The sequence below is a fragment of the Cognatiluteimonas lumbrici genome, from assembly GCF_006476065.1.
GTDB lineage: Bacteria > Pseudomonadota > Gammaproteobacteria > Xanthomonadales > Xanthomonadaceae > Cognatiluteimonas > Cognatiluteimonas lumbrici.
The window spans coordinates 2,302,395-2,318,378 of the sequence record NZ_ML636798.1 but is presented as its reverse complement, the minus strand read 5'-3'; the positions used below and the strand labels follow the sequence as shown (position 1 = coordinate 2,318,378).

Below are 15,984 nucleotides of genomic sequence, written 5' to 3'. Positions count from 1 at the left end.
AGGACACCCCCATGAAGCACGCCACCCTTGCCCTTTCCCTGCTCCTGCTCGCCGGCGGCGCCCTCCCGCTCGCCAGCGCCCAGGACAAGCCCGCCACCACGGCCGCGACCGAACTGCCGGCCTGGGAGCAGCTCACCGACGCGCAACGCACGCTGTTGGTGGCGCCGCTGCGCGAGCGCTGGAACAGCCGCCCGGCCGACCGCGCGCGCATGCTGGCGCATGCCCAGCGCTGGCAGGAGATGACCCCGGAACAGCGGCAGCGCGCCCGCCACGGCATGCACCGCTGGGAGAAGATGGACCCGGAGCACCGCGAGCAGATGCGCGCGCTGTTCTCGAAGATGCGCGACATGGACCGCGAGGAGCGCAAGGCATTGCGCGCGCAGTGGCGCGCGATGTCCCCGGAACAGCGCAAGGCCTGGGTCGAGCAGAACGCGCCGGGGTCCGACGAGGACTAGGCCCAGCGGGTCGCGGCGACGAGCTCGTCGTCGCCGTCGACCACCAGCGCGCCGTCCTGCAGCAGCAGGGCGGCGAAGTTGTACAGGTTGCGCGCGTACATCTCGCTGGCGTGGACGGCACCCGTGGATGCCAACCCGAGCGGGCCGGCGACCGTGACCCCGTCCAGCTCCACGGTCTCGCCGGGACGCGTCGCCTCGCAGTTGCCGCCGGACTCGGCCGCCAGGTCCACGACCACGCTGCCCGGGCGCATACCCTGCAGCATCGCGCCGGTGAGGATCCTCGGCGCCGGGCGTCCCGGCACCGCGGCCGTGCAGACCACCACGTCCACGCCGCGCAGGTGCTCGCCGAGGCGCCGTTGCTGCTCCGCCCGTTCCTCGTCGCTGAGCGCGCGCGCGTAGCCGCCCTCGCCGGCGGCGGTCACCCCCAGGTCCAGGAAGCGCCCGCCGAGCGACTCGATCTGCTCCCGTGTCTCCGGGCGCACGTCGAAGCCCTCGACCTGCGCGCCCAGCCGCTTCGCGGTGGCGATCGCCTGCAAGCCGGCCACGCCGGCGCCGACCACCAGCACCTTCGATGGCCGGATCGTGCCGGCGGCCGTGGTCAGCATCGGGAAGAAGCGCGGCGCCAGCCATGCGGCCAGCAGCACTGCCTTGTAGCCGGCCATGCCCGCCTGCGAGCTGAGCACGTCCATCGCCTGAGCCCGCGTCGTGCGCGGCAGGCGCTCCAGCGGGAAGGCCGCGATGCCGCGCGCGCGCAGTGCCTCGGCGCGCGCCGGGTCCGCGTCTGGGTGCAGCACGCCGACCAGCGCCGCGCCCTCGGCCATGGCCAGGATCGTCGCCGGGGCCGGAGGCTGCACGCACAGCACGATGTCCGCCTGCGACAGCGCCGCCGCCGGATCGCCCACCAGTTCCGCCCCGGCTTCGGCATAGGCCGCGTCGGCGAACGACGCGCCCTCGCCCAGCCCGCGCTGCACGCGCACGGCTGCGCCCATGGCGATGAACTTCCTGCAGGTTTCCGGCGTCAGCGCGACGCGGCGCTCGCCCGGTGCGGTTTCCCGCGCGACTCCGATCACTGCTGCCATGCAACGCTCCCGCCGGCCGATGCCCGCATCCTAGCGAATGCGGGCCGGCGGCGTGGGCAGGCGAAGGCGCGGGCTCAGGCCGCGCGCGCGGCGGCGCGGCCGAGCTTCTGCCGCACCAGGCGCATGGCTTCGTCGAACGGCAGCTCGTCGGCTTCCGCGAACAGGTGCCCGCTGCGCACCAGCGCCGCGAGCTGCTCGGGCGAGGCCACCAGCTGGCGCACGCCCCGCCGGTTGACCAGCAACAGGCGCGAGGTCAGCGGGCTGATCCAGGCGACCTTCACCGAGCCCTCGACGCCGCGGTCGTCCGACAGCCGCATCCAGTCCCCCGGCCGCAGCGCGCGCATGCGCTCCGCGACCGCCGGGTCGTAGTCGAGCTGGTCGGTGCCGCCGACGATGCGCAGCAGCGGCGAGTCGTCCTGGTCCCGGGGCGGGGCCTTGGGCAGTTGCGGGGCCTCGCGCGGCACGTCCGGGAACGCCAGCGTGCGCGCCAGTCCGGCCATCCATTCGCCCGCGACCTGCTCGTCGAGGCCGGAGCTCGAAAGGCACTCGACCAGCCCGTCGTGAAGGGCCAGCACGCGATCGGCGATGTCGGAACCGCCGCCGCGGGCCGCGAGCTCGTCCACCGCGACCAGTTCGCTGGCCAGGTCGAGCACGCGCTGGTGGCGTTCGGACTCCTCGCCGTCGCGCAGCAACACCTGCACGAGGTGGTGCTGCCAGTGGCGCTCGAGGAAGTGCGCCACCGTCGGCGTCAGCACGCGGCCTTCCAGATGCCCGGCCAGCGCGGACGCCGCGCGGGTGCGCGCATCCACCAGCCGCTCGCGCCCATGCACGGTCTCGGCGGCGCGACGCTCGACCACCTCCGCACGCCGCTGCTGCTGCTGCAACAGGTCCTGCAGTTCGTTGGCGGCGACCTCGAAGATCGCCAGGTCCTCGTTGAACTCCGACACGATGCGCTCGACCACCGCGCGCGAACGCTGCAGCAGCTCGCGCTCCTGCGGGGACGCGCCGTCGTTGCCCTCGCAGCCCTGCGCCAGGGTGTCGAGCAACTTGCGCGCCGGGTGGTCCGGACGCACGAACAGGTTCTCGTCGGTGAGCGCGACCTTGACGTAGGACATCACCAGCCGGGTGAACATGCGCCGTGCCTCCTGCAGCAGGGCGTGGCTGTTGATGAGCGACTCGAACAGCAGGCCGGTCATGTCCACGGCGTCTTCCTGCTGCGGGTCCAGGCAGGTCTGGTCCGGGTCCAGGCCCAGGCGCCGGGCGCCTTCGCGCAGTTCCTCGCGGATCGCCTCGTGCAGGCCGCACTTGCCGGCCAGCGCTGCCTCGAAGTTGCGCGTGCCGTCGCCCTGCAGCAGCGACGCCACGCTGACCAGTTCCTCCACCCGCAGCGGGCGGCGGCCGTCGAGGCGGCGCTCGGGCGCCAGCCCGGAAGGCACGGTCTGCTCGCCGAGCATGCCCTCGCGCCACAGGCGCAGCATGTCGCGCAGCTGCTGGTGCTGCACGCGGGCGCTGGCGGCGACGCGGAACACGTCCGGGTTGGCGGGGCCGCCCGTGCCGGAGGATGCCGGGGCCGGTTCCGGCGTCGCCGGGAACGCCCCGGTGGGCGAGAGCAGCGACTGCGCCGGCTGGCGCGGCTCGACCTGCGACAGGATGCGTTCCAGCGGATCGGTGGCAGGGGCCGCCGCCGGCTGGCGCGGCACCGTCGGCACCGGCGCCGCGGCCGGCTGCTCGCGGCGCGGATCGGCGTGGAAGCCATTGGCGGCCAGCTGGGTGTTGAGGCGGCCGTACAGCTCGCCCAGGACCTTGGCCAGTTCCTGCTCGTACTGGCGGAACAGCAGCGGCTGCAGGGTCGGCGAGATCTCGGCGTCGCCGAAGGTCTGGACGAAGGCGTCGGCGAGCAGGTTGGCGCCGACCGGATTGCCGCCGCGCGGCTTGCCCAGGCACGCCGCAAGCGAATCGAAGCGCAGGCCGAGCATCTCCAGCGGTCGCTGGTAGCGGCGCGAGATGGATTCGGCCAGGCGCTGGCCGGCGAGGTGGAAGTCGAGTTCGTTCTCGCGCACCAGCCCAAGCGGCGCCGCCGGCTTGCCCGGGCTCGCGCGTCCGCAGAAATCGTCGAAGCTGCGTCCGATCAGCTCGCGGTAGCGCATGACGTAGCCGGACCCGCGCTGGCGCAGCGCCAGCACCGTCATCAGGTCCTTGCGGTGCGCGGCGTCGCCGCCGACGCGGAGGCTGTCGTGCAGTTGCTCTTCGATCGGCCGGTACAGGCCGGACGGAACCGCGCCGAGTTGCTCGACGCAGATGCGCTTGAGCTCCTCGAGCAGGCGTGCCGGGTCGGCCGTTCCGTGTGCCGCCATTTCGGGATGCTGGACTGACATTGCTGTGCCCCACCGTGGCTCCATGCCACGGCAAAAAGAAAGTCGGCCCCTGTAAAGCCGAGCATAATGAGGGGAATGCGCGAGTCCATTCATATCACGCGGATGTGTGACGTGCATCGCATTCGGAGTGCCCCCATGAACGCCTTCTTCACATCGCTGAACTCGCGCAGCTCCATCCCGGCGCGCCTGCTCGGCGAACCCGGGCCCGACGAGGCCACCCTGCAACGCATGCTCGAGGCCGCGGTCCGCGTCCCCGACCACGGCCGCCGCGTGCCGTGGCGCTTCATCCGCATCGCGGGAGATGCCCGCGACGCACTCGGCGAAACGCTGGTACGACGAGCGCTCGAACGCGACCCGCAGGCCTCGCAGGCGACGCTCGACAAGGACCGCGGGCGCTTCGGCTCGCCGCTGGTGATCGCGGTCGTCGCCCGCCTCGGCGAGGACCCGAAGATTCCCGAGGCCGAACGCTTCGCTTCGGCGGCTTGCGTCTGCTTCGCGCTGCTGCAGGCGGCCCAGGGCAGCGGCTTCGGCGCGCAATGGCTGACCGGCTGGCCGGCCTACGACGAACACGTGCTGCGGCTGCTCGGACTCGGCGCGGACGAGCGCATTGCCGGCTTCATCCATGTCGGCACTCCGCAGGCCGAGGCACCGCAGCGCGAACGGCCGGACCCGCGGCAACTGCTCACCGACTGGAGACCGGCATGAACGCGGCCACCGGGCACCGCCCCACGCTCTACCTGGTGGACGCGAGCATGTACGTGTTCCGCGCCTGGCATTCGATGCCGGACGAGTTCCACGATGCCGAGGGTTGGCCGACCAACGCGGTGCACGGCTTCGCGCGGTTCCTGCTGGAGCTCCTCGACCGCGCCCGCCCGCAGCACATCGCGGTGGCCTTCGACGAGGCCCTGGACAGCTGCTTCCGCAACACCCTCTACCCGGCCTACAAGGCCAACCGCGAGCCGGCGCCGGAAGCGCTCAAGCGGCAGTTCGTGCACTGCAGGGACCTGTGCGTCGCGCTGGGCCTGGTGGTGCTGTCCCACCGCCAGTACGAGGCCGACGACCTGATCGGCAGCGCCCTGCGCCACGCACGCCGGCACGGGCACCGCGGCGTGATCGTGTCCGCGGACAAGGACCTGTCGCAGCTGCTCGAGGACGGCGACGAGCAATGGGACTTCGCGCGGGGCCAGCGCTGGGGCGCCGACGGCGTCCGCGAGCGCCAGGGCGTGCACGCGCACCAGGTCGCCGACTACCTCGCCCTGTGCGGCGATGCCGTCGACAACATCCCCGGCGTGCCCGGCATCGGTGCCAAGACCGCGGCGGCCCTGCTCGCGCACTTCGAAAGCCTGGATGCACTGCTCGAGCGGGTCGAGGAGATACCGTTCCTGCGCTTCCGGGGCGCTGCATCGGTCGCGGCCAAGCTGCGCGCCAACGGCGAGCAGGCGCGGCTCTTCCGCCAGCTGACCACGATCGCCTGCGACGCGCCCCTGGACCACGACCGCGACTTCGCCCGCGGCGACGCCGATGCCGCCGGATTGCAGGCGCTCTGCGACGCGCTCCGTTTCGGGCCGATGACCCGACGCCGCCTGCACGAGGCCGCCGGCCTCGAATTCGTGCCCGCATGAGCCACCGCCTCGACCTCGACCGGCTGCCGCCGGCGGAAACCATCCACGAAGGCGAGTGGCTGCGGCTGGTGCGCCGCGGCCATTGGGAATATGCCGAGCGCACCCATGGCGACGGCATGGCGGTGATCATCGCCGCGCTCACTCCGGACGACCGGGTGCTGTTCGTGGAGCAGCCGCGGATCCCGATCGCCGCGCGCAGCATCGAGATGCCGGCAGGACTGGTGGGCGACCAGGACGGCGAGGACACGCTCGAGGAAGCGGCGCGCCGCGAACTGGTCGAGGAAACCGGCTGGGAACCGGCACGGGTCGAGGTGCTGACCATCGGCCCGACCTCGTCGGGCATGAGCAACGAGCGGGTCGCCTTCGTGCGCGCCAGCGGGTTGACGAAAGTCGGCCCGGGAGGGGGCGACGACAGCGAGGACATCGTCGTCCACGAAGTGCCGCGCGCGGAAGCCGCGGCCTGGCTGGTCGCCAGGCAGGCCGAAGGCTATGAACTGGACCCGAAACTGTGGGCGGGGCTGTGGATGCTTGAGCGCAATCCGGATGGCAGCCCCTACCACGGCTGAGCGGGTGGATCAGGCGGCGAAGCGGTCGGTCGCCTCCACCAGCGCGTGCACGTGCTCTTCCTCGAACGCCGAGTGCCCTGATCCCGGGTTGATCACCAGCTCGGCCTTCGGCCAGGCCTTGTGCAGGTCCCAGGCGTTCTGCACCGGGCAGACGACGTCGTAGCGGCCGTGCACGATGATGCCGGGGATGTCGGCGATGCGGTGCGCGTCGCGCAGCAGCTGGTCCTCGACCTCGAAGAAGCCGCCGTTGACGAAGTAGTGGTTCTCGATCCGCGCGAAGGCGAGCGCGAACGCCGCGTCCTCGTGCCCGCTGACGAAGTCCTGGTCCACGTGCAGGAAGCTGGTGGCGCCTTCCCACACGCTCCACGCGCGCGCGGCGGACAGGCGCACCGCCTCGTCCGGCGAGGTGAGCCTGCGATGGAACGCGCTGATCAGGTCGGCGCGCTCGACCTCCGGGATCGCGCCGACGTACTGCTCCCAGGCTTCCGGGAACAACCGCGACGCACCTTCCTGGTAGAACCATTCCAGTTCCCAGCGGCGCAGCATGAAGATCCCGCGCAGCACCAGTTCCGTCACCCGTTCCGGATGCTTCTCGGCATAGGCGAGCGAAAGGGTCGAGCCCCAGCTGCCGCCGAAGACCTGCCAGCGCTCGATGCCGAGCTTGCGACGCAGCTTCTCGATGTCCTCGACCAGGTGCCAGGTGGTGTTGTCCACGAGGTCGGCGTGCGGGGTGGAGCGCCCGGCACCGCGCTGGTCGAACAGCACGATACGGTACTTCGCCGGGTCGTGGAAACGGCGCATCTTTGCGCTGCAGCCGCCGCCGGGGCCGCCGTGCAGCAGCACCACCGGCTTGCCGTCCGGATTGCCGCACTGCTCGTAGTAGAGCTTGTGGCGGCCATCGACCTCGAGGGTGCCGGTCTCGTAGGGCTCGATCTCGGGGTACAGGGTGCGCATGCGTGGCTCCGTGGCGTGGGAGCCGCCCATTCTAGTCGCGCCTGCCGAGCGTGACCCGCTCGCGCTGTTCGAGGTCGCGATGCGTGGCCACGTCGGCCAGCCCCGCCTCGCGCAGCAGCGCGCGCACGGCCGCGCCCTGGTCGTGGCCGTGTTCGAGCAGCAGCCAGCCGCCCGCGGCCAGGTACGCGGGCGCGGCCGCGGCGATCGCGCGGATGTCGTCGAGGCCGTCGCCACCGCTGGCCAGCGCCGTCGCCGGTTCGAAACGCAGGTCGCCCTCGCCGAGGTGCGGGTCGCCCGCGGCGACGTAGGGCGGGTTGCTGGCGACCAGGTCGAAACGTTCCCCCGCCAGCGGCGCGAACCAGCTGCCCTCGCGGAAGGCGACGTTGCCGATGCCCAGCGCGGCCGCGTTGCCGCGCGCGACCGCGAGCGCCGCGGGGCTGGCGTCGGTGGCCACGACCTCTGCCCGGGGCCGCTCGCCGGCCAGCGCCAGCGCGATCGCGCCGCTGCCGGTGCCGAGGTCGGCCACGCGCAGCACGCGATCGGCCGGCAGGCGCTCGAGTGCCAGCTCCACCAGCAATTCGGTTTCCGGACGCGGGATCAGCGTGTCCGGCGTGACCCGCAGTTCGAAGCGCCAGAAGCCGCGGCTGCCGGTCAGGTAGGCGACCGGCTCGCCGGCGACGCGGCGCGCGAGCAGGCTTTCGAAGCGCGCCGCCGCGGCGGCGTCCACCGCCTCGTCGCCATGCGCGTACAGCCAGGCGCGCGGCCGCTGCAACGCATGCGCGAGCAGCAGCGCGGCATCCGGCGGGTCGACCCGGGCGGATGCCGCGCGCAGCAACGCGTCGAGCCGGGTCACCGCGCCGGGAAGTCCAGCGGCTGCCCCTTGCGCGCCGCGACCTGCGCGGCGCACAAGCGGATCGCCTCGACCGACTGCTTCAGCTGCCGCGGGCCGCCTTCCACAGCTTCCATCCGTGGCGCGAACTTCGCCTGCAAGGCATCGGCCTCCGCGTTGCTGCACATGCCGGCAGCGTACAGGTTGACGATCGCGGCCCCGGCGGGCGACAACCGAGCTTCCAGCTCCCCGAAGTGTGCGTCGACCCACTGGCGCAGCGCCGGCGCGCTCGCCTCCTCGCCGGCCTGGCCGCCGACCACCGGGAAGATCTCGTTGCGGCGCAGCAGCCCGGGCTCGAACACCAGCGCGCGTGCGCGCTCGTCCAGCGCAGGGTTCCCGGTCGCGCCGATCGCCGACAGCAGCTGGCTGCGCAGCACCGCGTCCTGGCTGGCGCGGAAGTGCGCGAGCGCCGCGTCGAACGCCGCTTCACCGCCCTCCTCCACCGCCACCGAGATGGCAACGCCGCGCAGATCCTCGGCAACCGCGTCCAGGTCGAGCGCGCCGTCGCCGTCCAGCCCCAGCACCGCGCGCCCGGCCGCGTCCATCGCCTTGCGCACGGCTGGATCCTCGAGCGTCTCCGCGAAGAACCCGACCAGGCTGGCGCGCAGCAGCTTGTCGTCGTCGCTGTCGCCGGCTTTCGGCGACAGCCCCAGCTGCTCCAGGCGTGGACGGTAGATGTCGGCGACGCGGGCGTGGAAGGCATCGCGCGCGGCTTCGTCGCGCAGCAGGTAAGTGGCCATCCACTCGGTGTTGTACATGCCGGCGGTCGCGGTCTGGCGGACCGGTGCCGAGGCGAATTTCGGCAGCGCGGCCAGCAGCTGCGACGGCGACAGCCGCCCGGCACCGTAGGCCGCGGTCACCGAATCGGCGTACACGCGCTGCTCGCGCTCGTCGAGCAGCGGGAACGCATCGGCCAGCGCCTGCTGCCAGCGCGGCTCCAGCGCGAAGCGGTAGTAACCGTTGCCGTGCGCGTTGGGCATCACCCACGCCGGGCACGCGCCGGCATCGTCCAGTTCCACCCGCTGCTGCTTGCCGGTGAACAGCAGCTTCTGCGTGCGGATCGTCCCGCCGTCGCCGTAGCGCACGGTCATCGGGATGTCCCACTGGCCGGCGTCCGGCGCGACCGAGCCGATCGGCAGGTAGCGCTGCTGCGAGAGCACCAGCGCCGGGGTGGCGCCCGCGCAATCCAGGGCGACGAGCACGAATGGCACCCCTGGCTGGTCGATGAAGCTGGAGAACGCCCGGGCGATGGCTTCGGGCCGGTCGCCATGCGCTGCCACCGCCGCGATCAGGTCGGCGCTGGTCGCGTTGCCGCGCGCGTGCGCCTGCAGGTAGTCGCGGACGCCGGCGCGGAACGCCTCCGGGCCGATGTACTGCTCGAACATGTTCAGCACCGCACCGCCCTTCTGGTAGGTGATGCCGTCGAAGGCGGACTGGATGTCGGTGAAGTCGTGGATCGGCTCGTGCACGCGGCGGGTGCTGGCGAGGCTGTCGGCGCCCATCGCATACAGCGCGCCCTCGAGCAGCCCGCGGTCGGCGTGCGCCTCCGGTTGCAGCCGGGCGTGGATCTTGTTGCCCATCCAGGTGGCGAAGCCCTCGTTGAGCCACAGGTCGTCCCACCACTCCATGGTCACCAGGTCGCCGAACCACTGGTGCGCGAGCTCGTGCGCGCTCACGCCCCAGAACGCCTGGCGGCGACTGACCGCGGACGCCTCGTCGGGGAACATCAGGCTGTCGCGGTAGACGATCAGGCCGGCGTTCTCCATCGCGCCGGCCCAGAAGTCGGGCGCGGCCAGGTTATCGAGCTTGGCGAACGGATACGGGATGCCGAAGTAGTCCTCCAGCGCGATCACGATCTCCGGCGTGTGCGCGAGCGAGTAGCGCATGCGCCCGCCCTGCCCCGCGGCGGCGACGCCTCGCAGCCGGATCGGTTCCGCGCGGTCGCCGTTGGCCGGGATGTCCGGTCCGTCGACCACGTCCCAGGGTCCGACGCCGAACGCGATCAGGTAGCTGGGCAACGCCTCGGTCCTCTCGAACACCACCCGCTTCATCGGCCCGTCGAGGTCGACGGTCTCGGCCTCGGGCGCGTTGGCCACCGCGACGTCGCCGTCCGGAACCACCAGCGTCATCCGCCACGGCTGCTTGAAGCTCGGCTCGTCGAAGCCGGGGAAGGTCGCGCGCGCGCCCAGCGGCTCCATCTGCGTCATCACGTAGTCGCGGCCGTCGGGGCTCACCTTGTAGGCGCCCTGCAGCTCGCCGAACGGCGCGTCGTACTCGATCGCGATCACGCCCTTGCCCGGCGCGATTTCCTGCGAAGCGGTCAGCTTGAGCACGCCGGAGACGTGCACCTCCTCGGCGGCGAGCTCCTGGTTGCGCCCGTCCTGCGGCATGTACACCGCGCGGCGGATCTCCAGGCCCTTGCCGTGCATCCAGATCGTGTCGGTGGCCTCGGCCACGTCCACGGAGATCTCGACGCGACCGCTGAAGCGCGGCTGCGCGGGGTCGATGGTCAGCGTCAGGCCGACCTCGCTGGGCACCACGGTGCGCGGCAGCGGACCGGTGGGGACGTCGTCGCCGGATGCGGCGGCGACGGCGCCGCTGGCGAAAAGCAGGGCGGTGGCAAGCAGGGTGCGGCGCAGGCGCATCGGGGATCCTCCCATGGAATCCGCCGAGACTACGGCAGCGGGCGGCGCCGCGACCCTGACAGAAGTCCTAGCGGTCGACCGAGCCCTGCAGGGCGGCGGCCAGGGCGGCATCGCCGTTCACCAGGTCGCGCCAGGCCAGCTCGACGCCGTTGCGGCGCCCCTTCTCGACCAGTTTCAGGCCGGCCGGGTCGATGGTCAGGGTGTAGGGCTTGTCTTCGATCTGGATCTCGCGGCGCAGCGACTTGTCGAGGGCGGTGGTCATGCGGGCTCCGGAAGGATGGGGTCGCGGGACAGCATGGCGGTGGCGGATCACGGGCAGGTGAACGTCCGCCGGCGCTGGTCTCATGGGCTGCGACGCAGGTCCCGGATAATGCCGCCATGCAGTCGCCATCGCCGCCGAACGACAGCGTCCTCGCCGGGTTCCACCCGGCCGTCGCCGGCTGGTTCGCGCGCGCCTTCGCGGCGCCCACCGCCGCCCAGGTGGCCGCCTGGCCGGCGATCCGCGCCGGCCGCGACACCCTGGTCGCCGCCCCCACCGGTTCCGGCAAGACGCTGACCGCCTTCCTGTCCGCGATCGACGCGCTGGTCCGGCAGGGCCTCTCGCGCGAGGGCCTGCCCGAAGCGACGCAGGTGGTCTACGTGTCGCCGCTGAAGGCCCTGTCCAACGACATCCACCTCAACCTCGAGGCGCCGCTGGCTGGCATCCGCGAGGAACTCGCGCGGCTGGGGCTGCCGGACGTGGACATCCGCACCGCGGTGCGCACCGGCGACACCCCGCAGTCCGAACGCGCGGCGATGCGCCGCCAGCCGCCGCACATCCTGGTCACCACGCCGGAGTCGCTGTACGTGCTGCTCGGCTCGGAGTCCGGCCGCGCCATGCTCGGCGGCACGCGCACGGTGATCGTCGACGAGATCCACGCGGTCGCGCAGAGCAAGCGCGGCAGCCACCTGGCGCTGTCGCTGGAGCGGCTGGAGGCGCTGTGCGGCCGGCGCCTGGGGCGGATCGGGCTCTCGGCGACCCAGAAACCGATCGAGGAGGTGGCGCGCTTCCTGGTCGGCACCGCCGCGGTGGCCGCGGACGGCAGCCCGGACTGCGCGATCGTGGACATCGGCTACACCCGCGAGCGCGACCTCGCGCTGGAACTGCCGCCGGTGCCGCTGCAGCCGGTGATGTCGAACGAGCAGTGGGAGCTGGTCTACGCACGCATCGCGGAACTGGTGGAGGCCCACCGGACGACGCTGGTCTTCGTCAACACCCGACGCATGGCCGAACGCGCCGCGCGCCACCTGGCCGAGCGCCTGGACAAGGAAGCGGTGGCCGCGCACCACGGCTCGCTGTCGAAGGAACTGCGGCTCGACGCCGAGCAGCGGCTCAAGGCGGGCCGGCTCAAGGTGCTGGTGGCGACCGCCTCGCTGGAGCTGGGCATCGACATCGGCGACGTGGACCTGGTGGTCCAGCTCGGCTCGCCGCGCGCGATCGCGGCCTTCCTGCAGCGCGTCGGCCGTTCCGGGCACTTCGTCGGCGGCACCCCGAAGGGGCGGCTGTTCCCGACCTCGCGCGAGGACCTGGTCGAGTGCGCGGCGCTGCTCGACTGCGTGCGCCGCGGCGAACTCGATGCGCTGGTGATGCCGGTGGCGCCGCTGGACGTGCTTGCGCAGCAGATCGTGGCCGAGGTCGCCGCGCGCGAATGGGACGAGGACGCGCTGTACGACTGGATGCGCCGCGCCTGGCCCTACCGCGGGCTGTCGCGCAAGGACTACGACGCGGTGGTGCGGATGCTGGCCGACGGCTACGCCACCCGCCGCGGCAACCGCGGCGCCTACATCCATCGCGATGCCGTGCACGGGAGGCTGCGCGGCCGCGCCGGCGGGCGCATGACCGCGGTGATGTCGGGCGGCACCATCCCCGACACCGGCGACTACAACGTGGTGCTCGAGCCGGAATCGATCATCATCGGCAGCGTCAACGAGGACTTCGCGATCGAGTCCATCGCCGGCGACATCTTCCAGCTCGGCAACGCCAGCTACCGGATCATCCGGGTCGAGGCCGGCCGGGTGCGGGTGGAGGATGCGCAGGGCCAGCCGCCGACGATCCCGTTCTGGCTCGGCGAGGCGCCCGGGCGCACCGACGAGCTGTCGGTCGGCGTGTCCCGCCTGCGCGGGGAGATCGCCGCACGCCTGGACGCGGACAACGCGCCGCTGGTCGCCTGGCTGGTGGACGAACTCGGCTTGCCGCCCGAGGCCGCGCACCAGCTCGCCGAGTACTGCGCCAACCAGCAGGCCGCGATCGGCGCCATGCCCACGCGCGACACACTGGTGCTGGAACGCTTCTTCGACGAATCCGGCGGCACCCAGCTGGTGATCCACTCTCCCTACGGCAGCCGCCTCAACCGCGCCTGGGGCCTGGCGCTGCGCAAGCGCTTCTGCCGCAAGTTCAACTTCGAGCTGCAGGCGGCCGCGACCGAGAACGCGATCGTGCTGTCGCTGTCCACCAGCCACTCGTTCCCGCTGATCGAGGTTGCCGGCTACCTGCATTCCTACTCCGCCGAGCACATCCTGGTGCAGGCGCTGCTGGACGCACCGCTGTTCGGGGCGCGCTGGCGCTGGAACGCGACCACCGCGCTGGCGCTACCGCGCTTCGTCGGCGGCAAGAAGGTCACGCCGCAGCTGCAGCGGATGCGCTCGGAGGACCTGCTGGCAAGCGTGTTCCCGGACCAGGTCGCGTGCCTGGAGAACATCGTCGGCGAGCGCGAGATCCCCGACCACCCGCTGGTGGCGCAGACCCTGGACGACTGCCTGCACGAGGCGATGGACACCGAGGGCTGGCTGGCCCTGCTGCGGCGCATGGAGTCCGGCGAGGTGGAGGTGCTGGCGCGCGACGTCACCGCGCCCTCGCCGTTCGCGGCCGAGGCGCTGAACGCGCGCCCGTACGCGTTCCTCGACGACGCGCCGCTGGAGGAGCGCCGCACCCAGGCGGTGGCCACGCGCGGCTACGCCGATCGCGGCGACGCCGGCGACCTGTCGCGCCTCGATCCCGAAGCGATCAGGGAGGTCGGCGAGCAGGCCTGGCCGCGCGCGCGCAACGCCGACGAGATGCACGAGGCGCTGATGGGGGTGGGCTGCGTCACCGCGCGCGAGGCCCTGGCCAACCCCGGTTGGAGCGAGCACCTGCAGGCGCTCGCCGATGCCGGCCGCGCCACCCGCGCCAGCGTCGGCGGCAGCCTGTGGTTCGCGGCCGAGCGCCTGCCGCTGGCGCGTGCGCTGTATCCGGGAGCCCGTTGCGTGCCCGAGGTCGCGCCGCCACGCGAGTACGCGACCGAGCAGTGGACCCGCGAGCAGGCGCTGGTGGAAGTGCTGCGCGGCCGGCTGTCGGCACTGGGCGTGGTCTCCGCCGGCGCGCTCGCCGACCAGCTCGCGCTGCCGCAACTCGACGTGGACATGGCGCTGGCCGCGCTCGAGTCGGAGGGCTACGCCATGCGCGGGCACTTCACCGCCACGCCGGCGCTGGAGTGGTGCGAGCGCGGCCTGCTCGCGCGCGTGCACCGCAAGACCATCGGCCGCCTGCGCAAGGAGATCCAGCCGGTCGCGCCGCACGAATTCATGCGCTTCCTGTTCGCCTGGCAGCGGGTGGCGAAGGCCACCCGGGCCAGCGGCCCGGAGGCGCTGGCGGGAGTGCTCGGCCAACTCGAGGGTTTCGAGGCGCCTGCCGGCGCGTGGGAGGCGGAACTGCTACCGGCACGCGTGTCCGACTATTCGCCGGCCTGGCTGGACGACCTGTGCACCGCCGGCCGCGTTGCCTGGGCACGGCTGCGGCCGGCCGCCAGCGACGGCCACGGCGGCAGCGCGCCGGTCAAGGGGACTCCGATCGCGTTGCTGCCGCGCCGACAGCTCGCCTTGTGGACGCAGGCCTTGGCCCAGCGCGCAGGCGAGGAGCCGGAGCTGTCGAGCCGGGCGCAGAAGGTCGCCGACTGCCTGCGTGCCCACGGCGCCTCCTTCTTCGACGAACTGCTCGCGGATGCCGGCCTGCTGCGCCCGGAACTCGAGGACGCGCTGGCGGAACTGGTGGTGCGCGGACGCGTGCACTGCGACAGCTACGCCGGGCTGCGCGCGCTGATGGTCCCGCCGTCGCGGCGCGGTGCCACCCACCGCCGCGCCGGCCGGCTGTCGCTGACCGGCATTTCCGACGCCGGCCGCTGGACGCTCGCCCGCCGCCACCAGGGCGAAGCGCCGGCGAAGCTTTCGCCGGAGGCGGTCGAGCACGTTGCACGCACGCTGCTGCGCCGCTACGGCGTGGTCGGCTGGCGGCTGCTCGAGCGCGAAGCGGCGTGGCTGCCGCCGTGGCGCGAACTGCTGCGCGTGTACCACCGCCTGGAAGCCCGCGGCGAAGTGCGCGGCGGCCGTTTCGTCGCCGGCCTGAGCGGCGAGCAGTTCGCGCTGCCGGAAGCGGTGGCGTCGTTGCGGCAGGTCCGGCGCAGCGAGCCGGACGGCGAGTTGCTGGTGGTGTCCGCCAGCGATCCGCTCAACCTCGCCGGCACGGTGCTGCCGGGCAGCAAGGTGCCGCGCCTGGCCGGGGCGCGCGTCCTGTACCGCGACGGCATCGCGCTCGCGGCGCTGGTCGCCGGCAAGGTGGAGCACCTGGTGGAGCCGTTGCCGATCGACGCCCACGAAGCGAAGCGGCTGCTGCTGCGCGAGCCGGAGTCGCCCTTCGCCACGTCGCTTGCACGCGCGGCCGTCGAGCATGCGGCGGATGGCGACCCGGAAGCGGCCAGCGCGGAGGTCGGTCCCCGAAGGTAGCGCGCCGGAGCCGCGCGACGAGAGCCTCGACGCGCTCCGCGATGCCGCGCGCGACTGCAAGCGCTGCCCGCTGTGGAAGCCGGCGACGCAGACGGTGTTCGGCGAGGGTCCCGACGACGCGCGCGTGCTGGTGGTGGGCGAACAGCCCGGCGACCGGGAGGACCTGAGCGGGCATCCGTTCGTCGGGCCGGCGGGCAAGCTGTTCGACAGGGCGCTGGCCGAACTCGGGATCGACCGCGCCGGCCTTTACGTGACCAACGCGGTCAAGCACTTCAAGTTCGAGCGCCGCGGCAAAGCGCGGCTGCACAAGAGCCCGAATGCATCGGAGCAGCGTGCGTGCCGGCTGTGGCTGGAAGGCGAGTTGGCGCGGATCCGCCCGGCGGTGGTGGTCTGCCTCGGTGCGATCGCGGCGCGCAATGTGCTGGGGCCGGCGTTCCGGGTGACGCGGCAGCGTGGCACGTGGCAGGAACTCGCCGACGGCACGCGGGTGTTCGCGACGGTGCATCCGTCGGCGGTGCTGCGGGCGCGCGGCGGGGACGAGGCACGACGCCTCGCCTACCGCGACTTCGTCGCCGACCTCGCCCTGCTGCTCGACCTGTAGTCCG

Annotated in this window: 11 protein-coding genes and 1 pseudogene; 6 read left to right on the top strand and 6 right to left on the bottom strand. The window is 72.7% G+C overall.

All coding sequences use genetic code 11. The features are described from left to right. The first annotated feature begins 11 nt into the window (after positions 1-11). Complete coding sequence (locus E4F25_RS11185) at positions 12-455, top strand: DUF3106 domain-containing protein (RefSeq protein WP_140910207.1); 444 nt, start codon at positions 12-14, stop codon at positions 453-455. On the opposite strand, the gene E4F25_RS11180 is transcribed toward E4F25_RS11185, so the two are convergent. Beyond that, complete coding sequence (locus E4F25_RS11180; RefSeq protein WP_140910206.1) at positions 452-1,534, bottom strand: NAD(P) transhydrogenase subunit alpha; 1,083 nt, start codon at positions 1,532-1,534, stop codon at positions 452-454. The two genes, E4F25_RS11185 and E4F25_RS11180, sit on opposite strands and share 4 nt — an antisense overlap. 74 nt (positions 1,535-1,608) lie before the next feature. Then, positions 1,609-3,888 (bottom strand): DUF1631 family protein, encoded by a 2,280-nt coding sequence (locus E4F25_RS11175; protein ID WP_181168270.1) that lies wholly within the window; start codon positions 3,886-3,888, stop codon positions 1,609-1,611. A gap of 156 nt (positions 3,889-4,044) precedes the next feature. On the opposite strand from E4F25_RS11175, the gene E4F25_RS11170 reads away from it, so the two are divergent. From E4F25_RS11170 to E4F25_RS11160, 3 genes are read left to right on the top strand one after another with little or no spacing between them, the layout of a single operon-like run. Further along, the gene (locus E4F25_RS11170) at positions 4,045-4,614 is read left to right on the top strand and encodes a nitroreductase family protein (RefSeq protein WP_140910204.1); all 570 of its coding nucleotides are present in this window, start codon (positions 4,045-4,047) and stop codon (positions 4,612-4,614) included. Then, positions 4,611-5,531 carry a 5'-3' exonuclease gene (locus E4F25_RS11165; RefSeq protein WP_140910203.1) on the top strand — a complete coding sequence of 307 codons (921 nt, stop codon included), beginning with the start codon at positions 4,611-4,613 and terminating at the stop codon, positions 5,529-5,531. The genes E4F25_RS11170 and E4F25_RS11165 overlap by 4 nt, the downstream gene beginning before the upstream one ends. Then, positions 5,528-6,097 carry an NUDIX hydrolase gene (locus tag E4F25_RS11160; RefSeq protein ID WP_140910202.1) on the top strand — a complete coding sequence of 190 codons (570 nt, stop codon included), beginning with the start codon at positions 5,528-5,530 and terminating at the stop codon, positions 6,095-6,097. Before E4F25_RS11165 ends, E4F25_RS11160 begins: the two co-directional genes overlap by 4 nt. 9 nt (positions 6,098-6,106) lie before the next feature. Here E4F25_RS11160 and pip read toward each other — a convergent pair whose 3' ends face one another. The 4 genes from pip to E4F25_RS11140 all read right to left on the bottom strand — a co-directional run bounded on the left by pip (position 6,107) and on the right by E4F25_RS11140 (position 10,847). Further along, positions 6,107-7,051: a prolyl aminopeptidase gene (pip, locus tag E4F25_RS11155; RefSeq protein WP_140910201.1), complete on the bottom strand. Its 945-nt coding sequence runs from the start codon at positions 7,049-7,051 to the stop codon at positions 6,107-6,109. A gap of 31 nt (positions 7,052-7,082) precedes the next feature. Then, positions 7,083-7,904 carry a peptide chain release factor N(5)-glutamine methyltransferase gene (gene prmC / locus E4F25_RS11150; protein WP_181168269.1) on the bottom strand — a complete coding sequence of 274 codons (822 nt, stop codon included), beginning with the start codon at positions 7,902-7,904 and terminating at the stop codon, positions 7,083-7,085. Beyond that, complete coding sequence (locus E4F25_RS11145; protein ID WP_181168268.1) at positions 7,901-10,585, bottom strand: M1 family metallopeptidase; 2,685 nt, start codon at positions 10,583-10,585, stop codon at positions 7,901-7,903. The genes prmC and E4F25_RS11145 overlap by 4 nt, the downstream gene beginning before the upstream one ends. Before the next feature lie 67 nt (positions 10,586-10,652). Continuing rightward, complete coding sequence (locus E4F25_RS11140; protein WP_140910199.1) at positions 10,653-10,847, bottom strand: hypothetical protein; 195 nt, start codon at positions 10,845-10,847, stop codon at positions 10,653-10,655. Between the two features lie 116 nt (positions 10,848-10,963). Here E4F25_RS11140 and E4F25_RS11135 point away from each other — a divergent pair, with 116 nt between their 5' ends. Both E4F25_RS11135 and E4F25_RS11130 read left to right on the top strand, forming a co-directional pair. Beyond that, positions 10,964-15,379, top strand: a complete 4,416-nt coding sequence (locus E4F25_RS11135) for a DEAD/DEAH box helicase (protein ID WP_140910198.1) — start codon at positions 10,964-10,966, stop codon at positions 15,377-15,379. After that, a pseudogene (locus E4F25_RS11130) lies at positions 15,324-15,980 on the top strand (UdgX family uracil-DNA binding protein); the annotation flags it as partial. The gene E4F25_RS11135 and the pseudogene E4F25_RS11130, both read left to right, overlap by 56 nt. Between the last annotated feature and the right edge of the window lie 4 nt (positions 15,981-15,984).

What these genes read in the sequence shown, in the direction of transcription:
- E4F25_RS11185 (WP_140910207.1), top strand. Translation starts at nt 12, where the DNA reads ATGAAGCACGCCACCCTTGCCCTTTCCCTGCTCCTGCTCGCCGGCGGC.
- pip (WP_140910201.1), bottom strand. Translation starts at nt 7,051, where the DNA reads ATGCGCACCCTGTACCCCGAGATCGAGCCCTACGAGACCGGCACCCTC.
- E4F25_RS11180 (WP_140910206.1), bottom strand. Translation starts at nt 1,534, where the DNA reads ATGGCAGCAGTGATCGGAGTCGCGCGGGAAACCGCACCGGGCGAGCGC.
- E4F25_RS11165 (WP_140910203.1), top strand. Translation starts at nt 4,611, where the DNA reads ATGAACGCGGCCACCGGGCACCGCCCCACGCTCTACCTGGTGGACGCG.
- E4F25_RS11160 (WP_140910202.1), top strand. Translation starts at nt 5,528, where the DNA reads ATGAGCCACCGCCTCGACCTCGACCGGCTGCCGCCGGCGGAAACCATC.
- E4F25_RS11140 (WP_140910199.1), bottom strand. Translation starts at nt 10,847, where the DNA reads ATGACCACCGCCCTCGACAAGTCGCTGCGCCGCGAGATCCAGATCGAA.
- E4F25_RS11170 (WP_140910204.1), top strand. Translation starts at nt 4,045, where the DNA reads ATGAACGCCTTCTTCACATCGCTGAACTCGCGCAGCTCCATCCCGGCG.
- E4F25_RS11135 (WP_140910198.1), top strand. Translation starts at nt 10,964, where the DNA reads ATGCAGTCGCCATCGCCGCCGAACGACAGCGTCCTCGCCGGGTTCCAC.
- E4F25_RS11175 (WP_181168270.1), bottom strand. Translation starts at nt 3,888, where the DNA reads ATGGCGGCACACGGAACGGCCGACCCGGCACGCCTGCTCGAGGAGCTC.
- E4F25_RS11145 (WP_181168268.1), bottom strand. Translation starts at nt 10,585, where the DNA reads ATGCGCCTGCGCCGCACCCTGCTTGCCACCGCCCTGCTTTTCGCCAGC.